At 48.0% G+C, this 13,577-nt stretch carries 10 protein-coding genes; 3 read left to right on the forward strand and 7 right to left on the reverse strand.

Features of this window, described 5'->3' with window-relative positions:
- Positions 1-248 precede the first annotated feature (248 nt).
- The 7 genes from CIK93_RS08990 to CIK93_RS09020 form a co-directional block, all read right to left on the reverse strand.
- Positions 249-3,521 (reverse strand): S41 family peptidase, encoded by a 3,273-nt coding sequence (locus CIK93_RS08990; RefSeq protein WP_254046771.1) that lies wholly within the window; start codon positions 3,519-3,521, stop codon positions 249-251.
- A gap of 85 nt (positions 3,522-3,606) precedes the next feature.
- Positions 3,607-4,581: a pectinesterase family protein gene (locus CIK93_RS08995; protein ID WP_094434210.1), complete on the reverse strand. Its 975-nt coding sequence runs from the start codon at positions 4,579-4,581 to the stop codon at positions 3,607-3,609.
- A gap of 43 nt (positions 4,582-4,624) precedes the next feature.
- Entirely contained in the window at positions 4,625-6,895 is a 2,271-nt protein-coding gene (locus CIK93_RS09000) for a bifunctional (p)ppGpp synthetase/guanosine-3',5'-bis(diphosphate) 3'-pyrophosphohydrolase (protein ID WP_094447145.1), read from the reverse strand.
- Positions 6,896-6,970: 75 nt separating this feature from the next.
- A complete protein-coding gene (locus CIK93_RS09005; protein ID WP_094440189.1) occupies positions 6,971-8,257 on the reverse strand; it encodes a lytic transglycosylase domain-containing protein in 1,287 nt (428 codons plus the stop codon).
- Positions 8,258-8,299: 42 nt separating this feature from the next.
- Positions 8,300-9,091 carry a DUF5683 domain-containing protein gene (locus CIK93_RS09010; protein WP_254046772.1) on the reverse strand — a complete coding sequence of 264 codons (792 nt, stop codon included), beginning with the start codon at positions 9,089-9,091 and terminating at the stop codon, positions 8,300-8,302.
- A 48-nt stretch (positions 9,092-9,139) separates the two neighbouring features.
- Positions 9,140-10,063: a ParB/RepB/Spo0J family partition protein gene (locus CIK93_RS09015; RefSeq protein ID WP_094390533.1), complete on the reverse strand. Its 924-nt coding sequence runs from the start codon at positions 10,061-10,063 to the stop codon at positions 9,140-9,142.
- Entirely contained in the window at positions 10,063-10,842 is a 780-nt protein-coding gene (locus CIK93_RS09020) for a ParA family protein (RefSeq protein WP_094447146.1), read from the reverse strand. The genes CIK93_RS09015 and CIK93_RS09020 overlap by 1 nt, the downstream gene beginning before the upstream one ends.
- A gap of 111 nt (positions 10,843-10,953) precedes the next feature.
- Between CIK93_RS09020 and surE the strand changes: the two genes are divergently transcribed.
- The 3 genes from surE to CIK93_RS09035 are packed head-to-tail and all read left to right on the forward strand — an operon-like array spanning position 10,954 to position 13,568.
- Entirely contained in the window at positions 10,954-11,724 is a 771-nt protein-coding gene (gene surE, locus CIK93_RS09025; protein ID WP_094434206.1) for a 5'/3'-nucleotidase SurE, read from the forward strand.
- The gene (lpxB, locus tag CIK93_RS09030; protein WP_094434204.1) at positions 11,721-12,836 is read left to right on the forward strand and encodes a lipid-A-disaccharide synthase; all 1,116 of its coding nucleotides are present in this window, start codon (positions 11,721-11,723) and stop codon (positions 12,834-12,836) included. Before surE ends, lpxB begins: the two co-directional genes overlap by 4 nt.
- A gap of 6 nt (positions 12,837-12,842) precedes the next feature.
- Positions 12,843-13,568 carry a DUF5020 family protein gene (locus CIK93_RS09035; protein WP_094390529.1) on the forward strand — a complete coding sequence of 242 codons (726 nt, stop codon included), beginning with the start codon at positions 12,843-12,845 and terminating at the stop codon, positions 13,566-13,568.
- Positions 13,569-13,577 lie beyond the last annotated feature (9 nt).

Genomic DNA, 13,577 nt, shown 5'->3' on the forward strand with positions numbered 1-13,577 from the left:
TCGGGAAGTTAAGAGACAATAGCCTTTTGCCGTAAGACGTAGGACATTTGTCCCTTAACTTCTCTCTAACTTCCCTAACTTCCCTTAACTTCCCCCACATGCGAAAGTTCAGTAAATCTATAGATTGAGCCCTAATGGTCGAATGGGGTGAACTCAATATGATGACGACCGGTTGAAATTGAAAAACGCCCCAATCCATAGAGGAGTTGGGGCGTTTTATATATTTATAGGTATTTGTGGATGGAATCCTACAATCCTGCTTGACGCATCATCTCACGAACAGCAGTTTCCAACTGTGGGTCGCGACCGTTGATGAAATCTTCGGGGGTGTTGTAAACCTCGATGTCGGGCAAGAGCTCTTGGTTTTCCATATAGTTGCCACGCATATCCTTCTTGCCAATCTGCGGAATACCGAAAACGAGGGTGGGGTCCATCTGGGTTTCCCACCATACACTGGTAGCTGTACCTGCCACAGGTGTACCGATGAGTTTGCCAATGCCCAGTTCGCGATATACCCAAGGGAATCCCGAACCGTTACTATAGCAGTCTTCATCCATCAAGATGCAAGAGGGAGCTACCCATTTGTTGAGTGGGTCACGTCCCACATATTTGCCACGTGGTACGAAGTTGTGATAGAGTTTTCCGCTGAGCAGGGTGCAGAGGTCGTCGTGAAGCCAACCTCCACCATTGTGGCGCTCGTCAACAACTACGGCCTTGCGGTTGCGGTTCTTGTCGTTGAGCAATTTGCTATATACCTTGCGGAAGTTTTCGCTGTCCATAGATTCTACATGCACGTAAGCAACCTGTCCACCGGAAATGCTATCTACCAAGTGTTCATTGTGTTCTACCCAACGTTTGTAGAGCAGAGACTGGAGTTGGCCTTGGCTAATCGCTTTCACATTGATGGTCTTACGCTGTCCGTTACGGGGATTGTAGATGCTGAGGCGGACAGACTTTCCTGCTTTGCCGTCGAGCATCCAGAAGTAGTCGGCACCTGCTTTGATTTCATGACCATCGATGCTCTCGATGATGCATCCTGCCTTTACTTCAGAACCATGAAGTGCTAATGGGCTGCGTTTGATGACTTCTTCGATGCGCAGTCCGTCGCCATCATATTGCTGGTCGATGAACACTCCGAGACTTGCAGTCTTCAATGTGGCACCAGCAGTGCGGTAACGTGCACCAGTATGTGAACCATTGAGTTCACCGAGCATCTCGCTCAACATATCACGGAAGTCGTAGTTGTTGTTGATATGTGGGAGAAAACGTGCATAGATGTCACGATAGCCTTCCCAGTCAACACCATGCAGTTCGGGATCGTAGAATTTCTCTTTGACTTGTCTCCAAGTGTGGTCGAACAGATATTGGCGTTCCTCATAGCCACGATAGTTGGATGGTGCATCAAACTCGACAGTCTCTTTCTTGTTTTTCGCAAGGTCGAGTTTCTTGATGCCTCTTGACAACAGATAGATGTGCTTGAATGAAGCGTCAGCCTGCATATTGCCATAGCCCACATTCTTCATCACCAGTTCGGTCTTTTCTTCAAGGAGGTTATGACACCAGAGGTCGTAACCGTCTTCGAAGCGTGACTGATAATAGAGCGTGTCACCCTTAGGACTGAGTATGGCGTCGCCCAGATGACTTGAGTTGACGGTGAGACGGATGATACGGTCCTGACAGTTGTCAAGGTCGAATACCAATGGTTTGACGGCAGGCTTTTGAGTGCCCTTGTCGGTTTTGCTATTCTTGTTGTTTTTGCTGTTTGCTTTTGCAGATTTGCTCTGGCTGTTGTTTGCCTTGCGAGCTTCTGCCTGCTTCTTATCGTAGATTTCCTTCTCCTCTTTGCTCATTAGGAAGCGCTCGTAGGCTTCTTGGTCGAGGAACATGATGTATTCATCGCTTTCAGCTCCCCAACTGCCATGACTTCTATAACCGGCACGGTCGCTCTGGTAGATGATGGCTTTACCACCCAATGCCCACCGAGCATTGTCGTCGCTATAACCGCTGTTGGTCAGGTTGAATACGGGTTTCTGACCTGAAGCATCAACCAGTGCTACATCGGGACTATGCCATCCACCGTTGCCAATATAGCTTGCCAACAACCAACGGCTATCGGGACTCCATTCAAACCATAGGTCGCCATCGGTATAGCTGCACTGATATTTTCCATCGAGCACGGTGCGTACCGAACGACTGGCGATGTCGAGTACACGCAGGTCGCCACGGTCTTCGAAGAATGCCAGTTGTTTACCATCGGGACTGTACTTTGGCTGTTGTGAAATATGTTGTCCGTCGGTGAGACGTTCTTCTGTCAGATTGCTGCTATAGGCAAACTGTGACTCTGATTTCTCTGTCAGTGTAGTGCGGTAGATCTGCCATACTCCATTGCGCTCAGAAGAATAAGCAATGCTGCGTCCATCAGGTGAGAACGAGAGGTCGCGCTCCTGTTCTGGAGTATCTGTAATCTGACGAGTAGTGCTGTAGTCGATGGCTGTTACATAGACATCGCCATGGAGAATGAAGGCAATCTCCTTGTTGTTGGGAGAAAGACAAATCTCTGTTGCACCAGAATGTAGTATTCTGCGCACTACGCTACGGTCGTTGTTGTCGGTTGTGATATTGATATTGACCTTACGTTCCTGTCCGTTCTGCATGACATAGATTTCGCCGTCATAAGCATAGCACAAAGTGCCCTTCTTGTCAGCAGTAAGGAATCGTACGGGGTTCTTGGTATGATGGGTCAGTTGCTGTTCGCCACTGCCATCGGTATTGCGCTTCCATACGTTGAAAGTGCCGTCTTTCTCACTCAGATAATAGAATGAACGACCATCGGGAGCCCATACCGGATTGCGGTCTTCGCCACGGAAGGAAGTCAACTTGGTGTATTGTCCTTTGCTGAGCAACCAGATGTCGCGAGTAATAGCCGACACATGGTGTTTGCGGAATGGGTCTTCATATCCTTTCACGTCATGATAGAGCACATCGCCATTGGCATTGATGCTTGGCTGTTCCATGGTGATGGTGGAGTAGAGTCGTGGACGTCCGCCAGTAGTACTGACCTCATAAACCTGAGGGAAGGTGCTGCTGGCGAGTTGGCTCGACAAAACGGCAGGCATCATATTGGCACTAAAGAGTACGTGTTGTGCATCGCTAAATACCAATGGAATCTCATTGCCACTATGTGTGGTGAGTCGGGTAGGCGTTCCGCCGGTAGCCGGCATGATATAGACATCGAGACTACCTTCGCGTGCAGAGGCGAAGGCAATGTTTGTTCCGTCAGGACTCCATACCGGATAAGCATCATAGGCACTGTTGGTCGTTAGCTGACGGGCATTGCCACCATTAATTCCCACTGTAAAAATGTCGCCTTTATAGGAAAAGGCGATGGTCTGTCCGTCTGGTGACAGGGCGCAGAAACGCAACCATAACGGTGTTTCAGCACGTGATGACAGAGGCATGGCCATTAAGAACAAGGCCATGAACAAGCGGCAAGCCGCTGAAAACACGTTGTGCATAGTCATAGTTTTTTTTGATAAGTAATTGATATTGATAGTAATGATTATTACGGAAAAGCTCGGACTCTGTCACACTATCCCTCCGTTAGCTTTAGGGTAGGGGCGTCCAGTTGTCGTTGCGAGCAAAGACATTAGCCACTGTGATTTTCTGTGCTTCCTTCTTGGTGAGTTGTTTGCTCCATGTGGCACGCTTGCCGGTGGCAGCACCTTCACCTTGGTTGTTGTATTCCATGTAACGTGCGGTCTGTTTAGCCTCTTCGCGCCAATGATGCCAACCCTCTGGACGTATCTGTTGAGGTAACTGGCAGTTCATGAAGAGTGTATAGCCATAGTCTCTCCAAGGACGTCCGAGATATACTTTTGTTACATCGGGTGCTGTAGTGATGCGACAGTTGTTGAAGATGTAACCGTAGGTCACTTCTTTTGGCGTTGAAGCCGCTGTGATATATGAATTAGCTTTGCAGTAGATGTCGCAGTTTTCAAACCATGCTGTTGAAGGACCGAAGATAAAGTCGGTAGTACCTTCTATATAGCATCCGGAAAAATAGAGGCGTGTGCTGGCATTACCTGTATAGATGGTGTCTTGATGTCCCAAGAATCGGCAGTTGACAAAAAGCAGGCAGTCACCTTCGGTATGTAGGGCTACAGCCTGTCCGAGTCGTGCAGAATTGTTCTCGATGGTAATGTTCTTCAAAGTGATATGACTACCTCCTATGCGCAAGGTATAGGTACGGAAAGTTCCCATGCCTTTACCGATTTCTGGTAGATATACGTTGGCATGGTCATCCCATGTGATGATGGTATTGTCTCGGTCTTCTCCACATATTTCTATATTGGTGAGCCACTGTGGAACGGTGAGCTTCTCTTTATAGATGCCCTTTTTGACATAAATCACTTTGTGATAGTCCATAAAGGCGCGGCACACCTCGATAGCTTCTGCTACATTGCGGAAGCGTCCTGTACCATCACGTGCCACTACGATGGTGTCTGGGTTGTCAAAATTCTCTTTGGCCTCCATACCGACTACGGCACATAAGGCATAAATCATGCAGATTAGTTTTTTCATGTTGTATAGCAGTTTGATGTTCAGTTATAGTCCATACCGACGATCACATAATCTGTGACACGTCTTTGACGTCCTCAATCTTCCTTAGTTTATCCATGATAATCTTGGCATCTTCTCTGTCGTGGACGCGCAGTTCGATAGATCCGTCGAAGAGACCTTCCTCGCTGGTAATAGAGAATTTATGGATATTGACATTGAGTTGTGAGGATATGATGCTTGTGATATCCATAACGATACCGACACGGTCGATACCTTGTATGCGGATGCATGCGTCGAAGAACAGTTTCTTGTGCATATCCCATTTGGCATCGAGTATGCGGTTGCCATAGCTGGTCTTGAGCTTTGCAGCCACAGGACAGGCACGCTTATGTATTTCGATACGGTGCTTGTTGTCGATGAATCCCAGGATATCGTCACCAGGAATAGGGTGGCAGCAATGTCGGAACTTATATTGTCCGATATTGTCGTCGGTGATATAGATTGGTTTCTTGCGGTTGAAGTTTTCTGGAACCACAAAGAATTCCTGTTGTGTGGTATCCTCTTTCTTCTGTTGCTTGCTACGTCCGAGGAACGGTACGAGTCGTCGCCAACCTTTTATAGTGCTTGGATTGTTCTTGCCGTGCAGTTCGTCGAGGTCTTTTTCTCCCAGCAGAATAGTCTTCTCTCCCAGTGCTTGAAGCAGTTCCTCGCGGTTTTTCACTTCATGGAACGCAGCGAGTTTATCAATGGTAGCAGCGGTATTCTCTATCTCGTTCTTGGTCAGGAAGGCATTGAGTATTTCTTCGCCTTGTTTCTGCATCTCTCTGCCGTCACGTCTGAGTATGGCTTGTATCTTAGCTCTTGCCTTGGCGGTAGATACAAAGTTGATCCACGAAGGTTGTACGTGTTGTGATTTCGATGTCAGGATCTCCACTTGGTCACCACTGTTGAGTTTATGGCTCAGCGGTACCAGTTTATGATTTACCTTTGCGCCAATACAGTGAGAGCCCAAGAAGGTGTGTATGCTGAATGCAAAGTCGAGTGCTGTACATCCTGCAGGCATCGTTTTGATTTCGCCTTTCGGTGTAAACACAAAGATTTCCGATGCGAAGAGATTGAGTTTGATAGCATCGAGGAAATCCATAGCATCGGGTTGCGGGTCGTCAAGAATTTCCTTGATGGTACGCAACCATTCATTGAGTTCGCTCTCATCTTCAGTGTATTCGTTCTCTTCGCCCTCTTTGTATTTCCAGTGTGCGGCAAATCCCTGTTCTGCAATTTCGTCCATACGGTCGGAGCGAATCTGCACCTCAATCCATCGTCCTTGTTTTGACATCAGGGTGACATGGAGTGCTTGGTATCCGTTGGCCTTTGGGTGGTTGAGCCAGTCGCGCAATCGGTCTGGGTGCGACTTGTATATCTTAGAGATAGCAACATAGATGTTGAAACATTCGTTGACCTCCTCCTCACGTTTCTCAGGTGTGAAGATGATGCGCACTGCCAGTATGTCGTAGATTTCGTCGAAGGTCACATGTTTATTCTGCATCTTATTCCAGATGGAATATGGTGTTTTGACGCGTTCTTTGATTTCATACTTGATACCCATCTTCTTGAGTGCCTCTTCGATAGGAGCTGTAAACTGGTCGAAGAGTTCTCGGCGTGATGCTTCTGTAGATGCGAGTTTAGCCTTGATGCTATTGTATTCGTCGGGATGTTCATACTGGAAACTCAGATTTTCCAGTTCCGATTTGATTTTGTTCAGTCCCAAACGGTTCGCCAATGGTGCGTAGATATACAGTGTTTCTCCTGCAATCTTGTATTGTTTGTTGGCAGGTTGCGACTGCAGTGTGCGCATATTGTGCAGTCGGTCGCATATTTTGATGAGTATGACCCGGATGTCATTGCTCATAGTGAGCAAGAGTTTCTTGAAGTTTTCAGCTTGTGCCGAAGCCTGTTCACCGAATATACCTCCACTGATTTTTGTCAGTCCATCAACAATTTGTGCAATCTTCGAGCCGAAGATGTTTTCTATATCTTCGGTGGTGTAGTCTGTATCTTCCACCACATCATGCAGCAATGCAGCACATATACTTGTAGAACCGAGTCCCACTTCTTCGCATGCGATTTGTGCTACGGCGATAGGGTGCATGATATAGGGTTCCCCCGACAGTCGGCGGACACCTTTATGTGCTTGTCTTGCAAAGTTGAAAGCCTTCGTGATGATGTCCACTTTCTTGCGGTGACGTGATGCCAAATACGTATCCAACAAGTGTTGGAAGGCTCCGTTAATCAATTCATTGTCGGCTGTTTCCTTGTTTTTGATGTCCTCGTCCATTGTCGTTTGCCAATTATAGGTGAATACTATACCTTATTTATATATATAGGGAAGAATCGTTATTGGTGCAGTGTCTTATCTGCGTCTTCTGCTGCGTGCCTTGCTGCGTTTCTTGCTGTGCCTTGCCTTGCCACGTCGTGCTTTTGATTTTGAACCGCGATGCATATGGGAGCGTCTTGTGACGCGCCACTTTCGGCTCTTCACATAGCGTTTGCTCTTATGATAGTAGGTAGGCACATCATCGTTAACCTCCACCTGCATGCGGTTAGTCAGCAGTTCGCTTGCCCTATAGTTGCTGATAGAGTCTTCCATTTCGATGAATCGGTTGACGTCAGCCAGTGGCAGTCTGATGGCGTATGGCTGTGTGGCACCGGGTACCACGTCGCGTCGATACATCGGGTTGAGTGCTCGAAGCTGTTCGATGTCTATTCCCAACACCCCAGCAATCTGTTGCAGATGGATGTTTCGCGCCACCATCACTGTATCTGTTTGTGCAGGCAATGTGCTGTGCATCGGACAGATGTTATGCTTCGAGTAGTAGGTCATCATGTAGTTGGCAGCTATGAAAGCCGGCACGTAACCTCTTGTTTCTTTTGGCAGATAGGGATAAATCTGCCAATAGTCTTTTGATCCTCCAGACCTTTGTATTGCCTTGTTGACGTTAGCCGGTCCACAGTTGTAAGCAGCGATGACGAGGTTCCAGTCGCCAAACACCTTATAGAGATCGCTCAGATAGTGTGCAGCAGCAAACGAAGCCTTGATGGGGTCGCGACGTTCGTCAACGAGTGAGTTGACCTGCAGGCCGTATGTTTTTCCTGTGGTGAGCATAAACTGCCAGAGTCCTGTTGCCCCCACTCTTGATACGGCTTTGGGGTTGAGTGCCGATTCTATGATAGGCAGATTGCGTAGTTCGAGTGGTATCTGGTAGAGATCGAGCGCCTCTTCAAAGATAGGCATATAGAAGTTGGATGCTCCAAGTGCATAGCCTATAGTGCGTCTGAGTCTGGTGCAGTATCTGTCGATAAACTGTTGCACTACCTCATTATGTGCCATTTCCATGACGGTAGGCAGTCTGTAGAGGCGTTCGACAAACACCTCTGTGGGATATGAAGGATTTTCATTTGTTGTATTACAGTCTTCGGGTGTGAGATATGTTTTCGCCATATACTCGTTGAGCAGACTGTCGAGGTCATAGGTCATTGCTTCAGGAAATTCGATAACTTCCTCTTTACCCTCTTCGTCAATAACGATGAGTTCATCCTCTTCGTCGGTATCTTCTTCGTTTGTAGTCACCACCTGTGCTTGTACGCCCATGATTAAGGCGGTCAGCAGGGTGAATATGCTAATAAGTCTTTTGTTCATTCCTTTTCTTGTTGCTTTCTTTTTAGTGAGTGTGGTGTGTGATTAGAAGTTGAGGCTGCAATTCACACCCAGCGACTGTGCCGTCAGCGGATTCCCCCCGTTATGGTTGGGAATGACTGTAGGCTTTACTTTCAGACTGAGGTCTTTTGATATATCGAACACCGATAGTTCGGCATCAACATAGGCATCGATGACCGATAGGGCATAGACACCTACCATCACAAAGAAGCTCATGTCGCGCCACCGGCGGTATTTGTCTTTACGACTTTTGAATATCTGTTTATACCTTTCTTCGTTGCTGCTGTTTATCTGCATGCCGAGGTGCAGGAATTTGTTGTAGCTGTTGGTATTTGGATCATCGTCCATGATGTCGAGGTAGGCTTGTGAGTAATCCTTGTACATCATGTTGTTCCATGTCATGGCATAGATACATCCCATGAATCCTCCATATACGATAGGTAGTTTCCAGTATTTTCGGTTGTATATCTGTCCTGCTCCCGGCAGTACCAAAGCCAGCCAAAGTGCGCGTTGTGGATCAGGTTTCCATGTTGACCAGTCGCGTTTCGCTTTGATGCGCTTGGTGGAATCCACCTGTAGTATTGATCGCTCGTCTTTATTGGCAGTCATGTTGATGATAGAGTCTGCAGTGACCAGCGAGTCGATGCGTGCCATCATCAGGTCAATGCTGTCCACTGGTGCAGTATCCTCTTTGATGGTCTTATGCTGTTGTGCATAGGCCGAGGTGCATATTGCCAGCAGTAGCGAGCATATTGCGAATTTCAGCGTTGATATGTTATTATAGTGTTTCAACTGATAGATAGCGTTGTTAGACATATTGCGTGTGCAACCCATTACAGGTTGCACACGACATATCTTTGTTTATTACTGATTGCTGTTGTCGAGTGCATTCATGATGCGTTCCAGCTGTTCTTCGTTGTCGAAGGCAATACTGATTTTTCCTTTTCCTTTTGGTGAACACGTCATCTGCACTTTAGTTTGGAAGAATTGTGAGAGTCTGTCGCGCAGCAAAGAGAACTCTTCCGGCAATTTGTTTTTTGCTGCAATTTTTCCTTTGCTGGTTTTGATATCATCGCCGTTCTTGAGCGCTTGCACCAGTTCTTCAACTTTTCTGACGGAGTATCCTTCTTTCTGGATCTCCTTGAAGAGTCTGATTTGTATAGATGGGCTGTCAATGGCAAGTAGCGCCCTTGCATGTCCCATGTCAATCTCATGCTCTTTGAGTGCCATTTGCACTTGTGCAGGCAGTTTGAGCAGTCTCATGTGGTTGGTGACATCGGTACGGCTTTTGCCCACTCGCTCTGAGATGCGTGCCTGTGTCATACCACCCTTTTCTGCCAAGTGTTGGTATGCCAGTGCAATTTCAATTGCATTGAGATCTTCGCGCTGTATGTTTTCGACGAGTGCCATTTCCATGACGTTCTCATCTTCTACTGTGACGATATAGGCAGGAATTTTAGTGAGTCCAGCCAGTTGTGATGCTCTCCAGCGTCGTTCTCCTGCAATGATTTGATATTTGTCGCCAGTTGTTTTGTGGAGAGTGATAGGCTGTATGATGCCCAACTCTCTGATGCTGCTGGCCAATTCTTGTAGTGCTTCCTGATCAAACTCGCGTCGTGGCTGGTTGGGGTTGGGTTCAATCTCAGTGATGTCAATCTCGTTGAGGTTTGACGAACCCTGTGTGTGTACGTTGCCCGTGTCGATGAGTGCATCGAGTCCTCTTCCTGCACCCATGTCATCGAGTCCTCTTCCCAGTACGCTGCGGTCGTATTTCTTTCTTACGGTCATTATCGTTTGGTCTGATTACTGTTTTTGTTGATGATTTCCTTGGCGAGAGCCAGATGGTTTTTGGATCCTGTAGAGTCGGCATCATAGAGTATGACGGGCAGTCCGTGGCTTGGACTCTCCGACAGTTTGACGTTACGCTGTATGACGGTCTTGAATACCAGCTCTTGGAAGTGGCGTTTTACTTCGTCGTAGATTTGGTTTGCCAGTCTCAGACGTGAGTCGTACATCGTCAGTAGGAATCCTTCAATCTCCAGTTTCGGATTGAGTTTGCTCTTGATGATGCGTATGGTGTTCAGCAGTTTGCTGATACCTTCCAGTGCGAAGTATTCACACTGCACGGGTATGATGACCGAGTCAGCAGCCGTAAGTGCGTTGACGGTAATCAGTCCGAGCGATGGTGAACAGTCTATGAGAATATAGTCATAGTCGTTGCGGATGGTAGCCAGCAAGTCTTTGAGCACTCGCTCACGATTGTCGAGGTTGAGCATTTCTATTTCAGCTCCCACCAAGTCGATGTGGCTTGGTATGATGTCGAGTCCGTCGATGTCGGTAGTATAGATGGCATCGCGCACGTCGGCTTTGTCGATGATACACTCATAGAGTGAGCATTCCACTTCTTTGATGTCAACGCCCAGTCCGCTGGAAGCATTGGCCTGCGGGTCTGCATCGACCACGAGAACCGACTTCTCCAGTGTAGCGAGTGATGCTGCCAGATTGATGGTGGTAGTAGTCTTTCCAACTCCGCCTTTCTGGTTTGCCAGTGCGATAATCTTTCCCATATCCAATCTCTAAATAATTTATATAGGTTGCAAAGTTACGAATTTTCTCTGAGAATCGGTCAAATATCAACCTTTTTTAGTACTTTTGCAAACAAAATCATATAACAGAGCATGGATAAAAGAAAACCACTGATACTTATTTCCAATGATGACGGCTATGCAGCCAAGGGCATCAACAGTCTTGTGGCGATGGTTCGCGACCTTGCCGACGTGCTGGTCTGTGCGCCCGATTCAGCCCGTAGCGGTTATTCGTGTGCTTTCTCTGCCACGTTACCGCTGACGTTACATCAGCAGCATCAGGAGGAAGGAGTAGAGATTTGGTCGTGCAACGGCACTCCCGTGGATTGTGTAAAGTTGGCAATGGCAGAACTTTGTCCCGACCGTCGGCCTGCTTTGGTGCTTGGCGGCATCAATCATGGCGACAATGCTTCGGTCAATTCCCACTATAGCGGCACGATGGGCGTGGTGCGTGAAGGCTGTATGAAGTCCATCCCCTCCGTAGCTTTTTCCCTTTGCGACCATCGTGATGATGCCGATTTCGAGCCTCTTCGCCCTTATGTTCGCCGCATGGTAGCACGTGTATTGACCGAAGGTTTGCCCGAAGGAGTTTGTCTCAATGTCAATTTTCCGAAGTTGCCTTCGTTTCGTGGTGTTAAGGTATGTCGCATGACCAAAGGCATCTGGTATAATGAAGTAGAGAAGTGTCATCATCCCCGCAACTACGACTATTGGTGGATGGTAGGCCATTATGCCAATCTTGAGCCCGAATCGGACGATACCGACGAATGGGCATTAGACCATGGCTATGTAGCTATTACGCCGACTCGCATTGACGTAACGGCATACGATATGTTGGACCGCATGAGCAATTGGACCGAATGAGATACTATTTGATAGCTGGCGAGGCGAGCGGTGATCTTCATGCCTCACGTCTGATGCGTTCGCTCAAGACCTTTGACGAACGGGCAGAGTTTCGCTTTTTCGGTGGCGAACAGATGCAGCAGGCTGGTGGCACGCTGGTCAAACACTATCGTGAATTGGCTTATATGGGTTTCATTCCCGTATTACTCCATCTGCCCACCATCCTCAAGAACATGCGCCGATGTAAAGCCGATATCGTAGCGTGGCACCCCGATGTGGTAATCCTTGTCGATTATCCCGGTTTCAATCTCGACATAGCAGCATGGCTCAAACGCCATACTGATATACCCGTCTTTTACTATATTGCCCCGAAGATATGGGCATGGAAGGAATATCGCATCAAGAATATCAAGCGCGATGTAGCCGAACTCTTCTCGATACTTCCCTTCGAGGTGGCATTTTTTGAGGGCAAGCACCATTACCCCATCCATTATGTGGGCAATCCCACCGCACAGGAGGTGCGCGAATACCAGAGCACCCATCATGCCGAACAGCCCTTGCGTCCGGTCATTGCCTTGTTGGCAGGATCGCGCCGCCAGGAAATCAAAGACAATCTGCCTGCCATGATAGCCGCCACGCGCCATCTGTCAGACCGTTACGATATCGTGTTGGCAGGAGCACCGGGCATCGAACCCTCTTGTTACGACCGTTTTCTGCGTGGCACGGCAGTCCGTATGGTGCGCAATCAGACCTACGATTTGTTATCCACAGCCACGGCAGCCCTTGTCACCAGTGGTACTGCCACACTTGAAACCGCCATGTTCAATGTGCCGCAAGTGGTATGTTATGAAACTCCATTGCCTTGGCTCATTGGCTATCTTCGTCGCCATCTGCTGAAGGTACGCTATGTGTCGCTGGTCAATCTGATAGCCGACCGCGAAGTCGTTACCGAATTGGTGGCAGACACTTTCAGCGTTGACAATATCCGAATGCAACTCGAAGCCATCCTGCCTGGTGGCGCTCAACGTCAGGTGATGCTTGAAGGTTACCGGCAGGTACAGCAAATACTTGGTGACAGCAAGGCTCCCGATGTGGCAGCCCGACAGATGATACAATTATTAACCCAAAAATAACAAACAATGAAAAAAGTTATTCTCAGTAGCCTTGTGGCTATTTTTGCCCTTGCCGCACAGGCACAGAACGTACAACTGCACTACGATTTTGGCCGTAATATCTATTCCGACGAGGAAGCAGGCCGTCAAAAGGTGACTCTCACCCTTGAACAGTTCAAAGCCGACCGCTTCGGTTCATGGTATTATTTTGTGGATTTCGACCTCAGCCGCAAGTTCATGGAGGCCGCTTATACCGAGATTTCGCGCGAGTTCAATCTTGGCAAGGGATCACCCCTTGCAGCCCATATAGAGTATGACGGCGGTCTCAACCGTTCGGGTAGTTTCCAGCATGCAGCCCTGTTGGGTCCCGCCTGGAACGGTCATTCTTCCGATTTCTCCAAGACCTATTCCGTACAAGTGCTCTACAAGCGCTACTTCAAGAGCTACGACTATACTCACGCTTACCATAGCATGCAGCTGACCGGTGTATGGGGCATCACTTTTGCCAACAAGGCTTGCACCTTCTCCGGCTTCATTGATTTCTGGCGTGGAGAGAAAGCTAACGGTCACGGACAACTGGTGATGCTCACCGAACCGCAGTTCTGGTACAACCTCAACACCCTGCCTGGCATGAAAGACGTTAATCTCAGCGTAGGTTCCGAGGTAGAGATCAGCCACAACTTCGTTTACAACACCTACAATGGCAAGAACTTCTTTGTCAATCCAACATTGGCAGTGAAGTGGACATTCTAATTCTTGCGT

Source organism: Prevotella sp. P3-92 (assembly GCF_002251205.1).
GTDB lineage: Bacteria > Bacteroidota > Bacteroidia > Bacteroidales > Bacteroidaceae > Prevotella.

Excerpts from the sequence above, each read along its gene's own strand:
- CIK93_RS09015 (WP_094390533.1), bottom strand. The coding sequence starts at position 10,063 with ATGACCGTAAGAAAGAAATACGACCGCAGCGTACTGGGAAGAGGACTC.
- CIK93_RS08990 (WP_254046771.1), bottom strand. The coding sequence starts at position 3,521 with ATGACTATGCACAACGTGTTTTCAGCGGCTTGCCGCTTGTTCATGGCC.
- CIK93_RS09000 (WP_094447145.1), bottom strand. The coding sequence starts at position 6,895 with ATGGACGAGGACATCAAAAACAAGGAAACAGCCGACAATGAATTGATT.
- CIK93_RS09020 (WP_094447146.1), bottom strand. The coding sequence starts at position 10,842 with ATGGGAAAGATTATCGCACTGGCAAACCAGAAAGGCGGAGTTGGAAAG.
- surE (WP_094434206.1), top strand. The coding sequence starts at position 10,954 with ATGGATAAAAGAAAACCACTGATACTTATTTCCAATGATGACGGCTAT.
- CIK93_RS09035 (WP_094390529.1), top strand. The coding sequence starts at position 12,843 with ATGAAAAAAGTTATTCTCAGTAGCCTTGTGGCTATTTTTGCCCTTGCC.
- CIK93_RS09005 (WP_094440189.1), bottom strand. The coding sequence starts at position 8,257 with ATGAACAAAAGACTTATTAGCATATTCACCCTGCTGACCGCCTTAATC.
- CIK93_RS08995 (WP_094434210.1), bottom strand. The coding sequence starts at position 4,581 with ATGAAAAAACTAATCTGCATGATTTATGCCTTATGTGCCGTAGTCGGT.
- lpxB (WP_094434204.1), top strand. The coding sequence starts at position 11,721 with ATGAGATACTATTTGATAGCTGGCGAGGCGAGCGGTGATCTTCATGCC.
- CIK93_RS09010 (WP_254046772.1), bottom strand. The coding sequence starts at position 9,091 with ATGTCTAACAACGCTATCTATCAGTTGAAACACTATAATAACATATCA.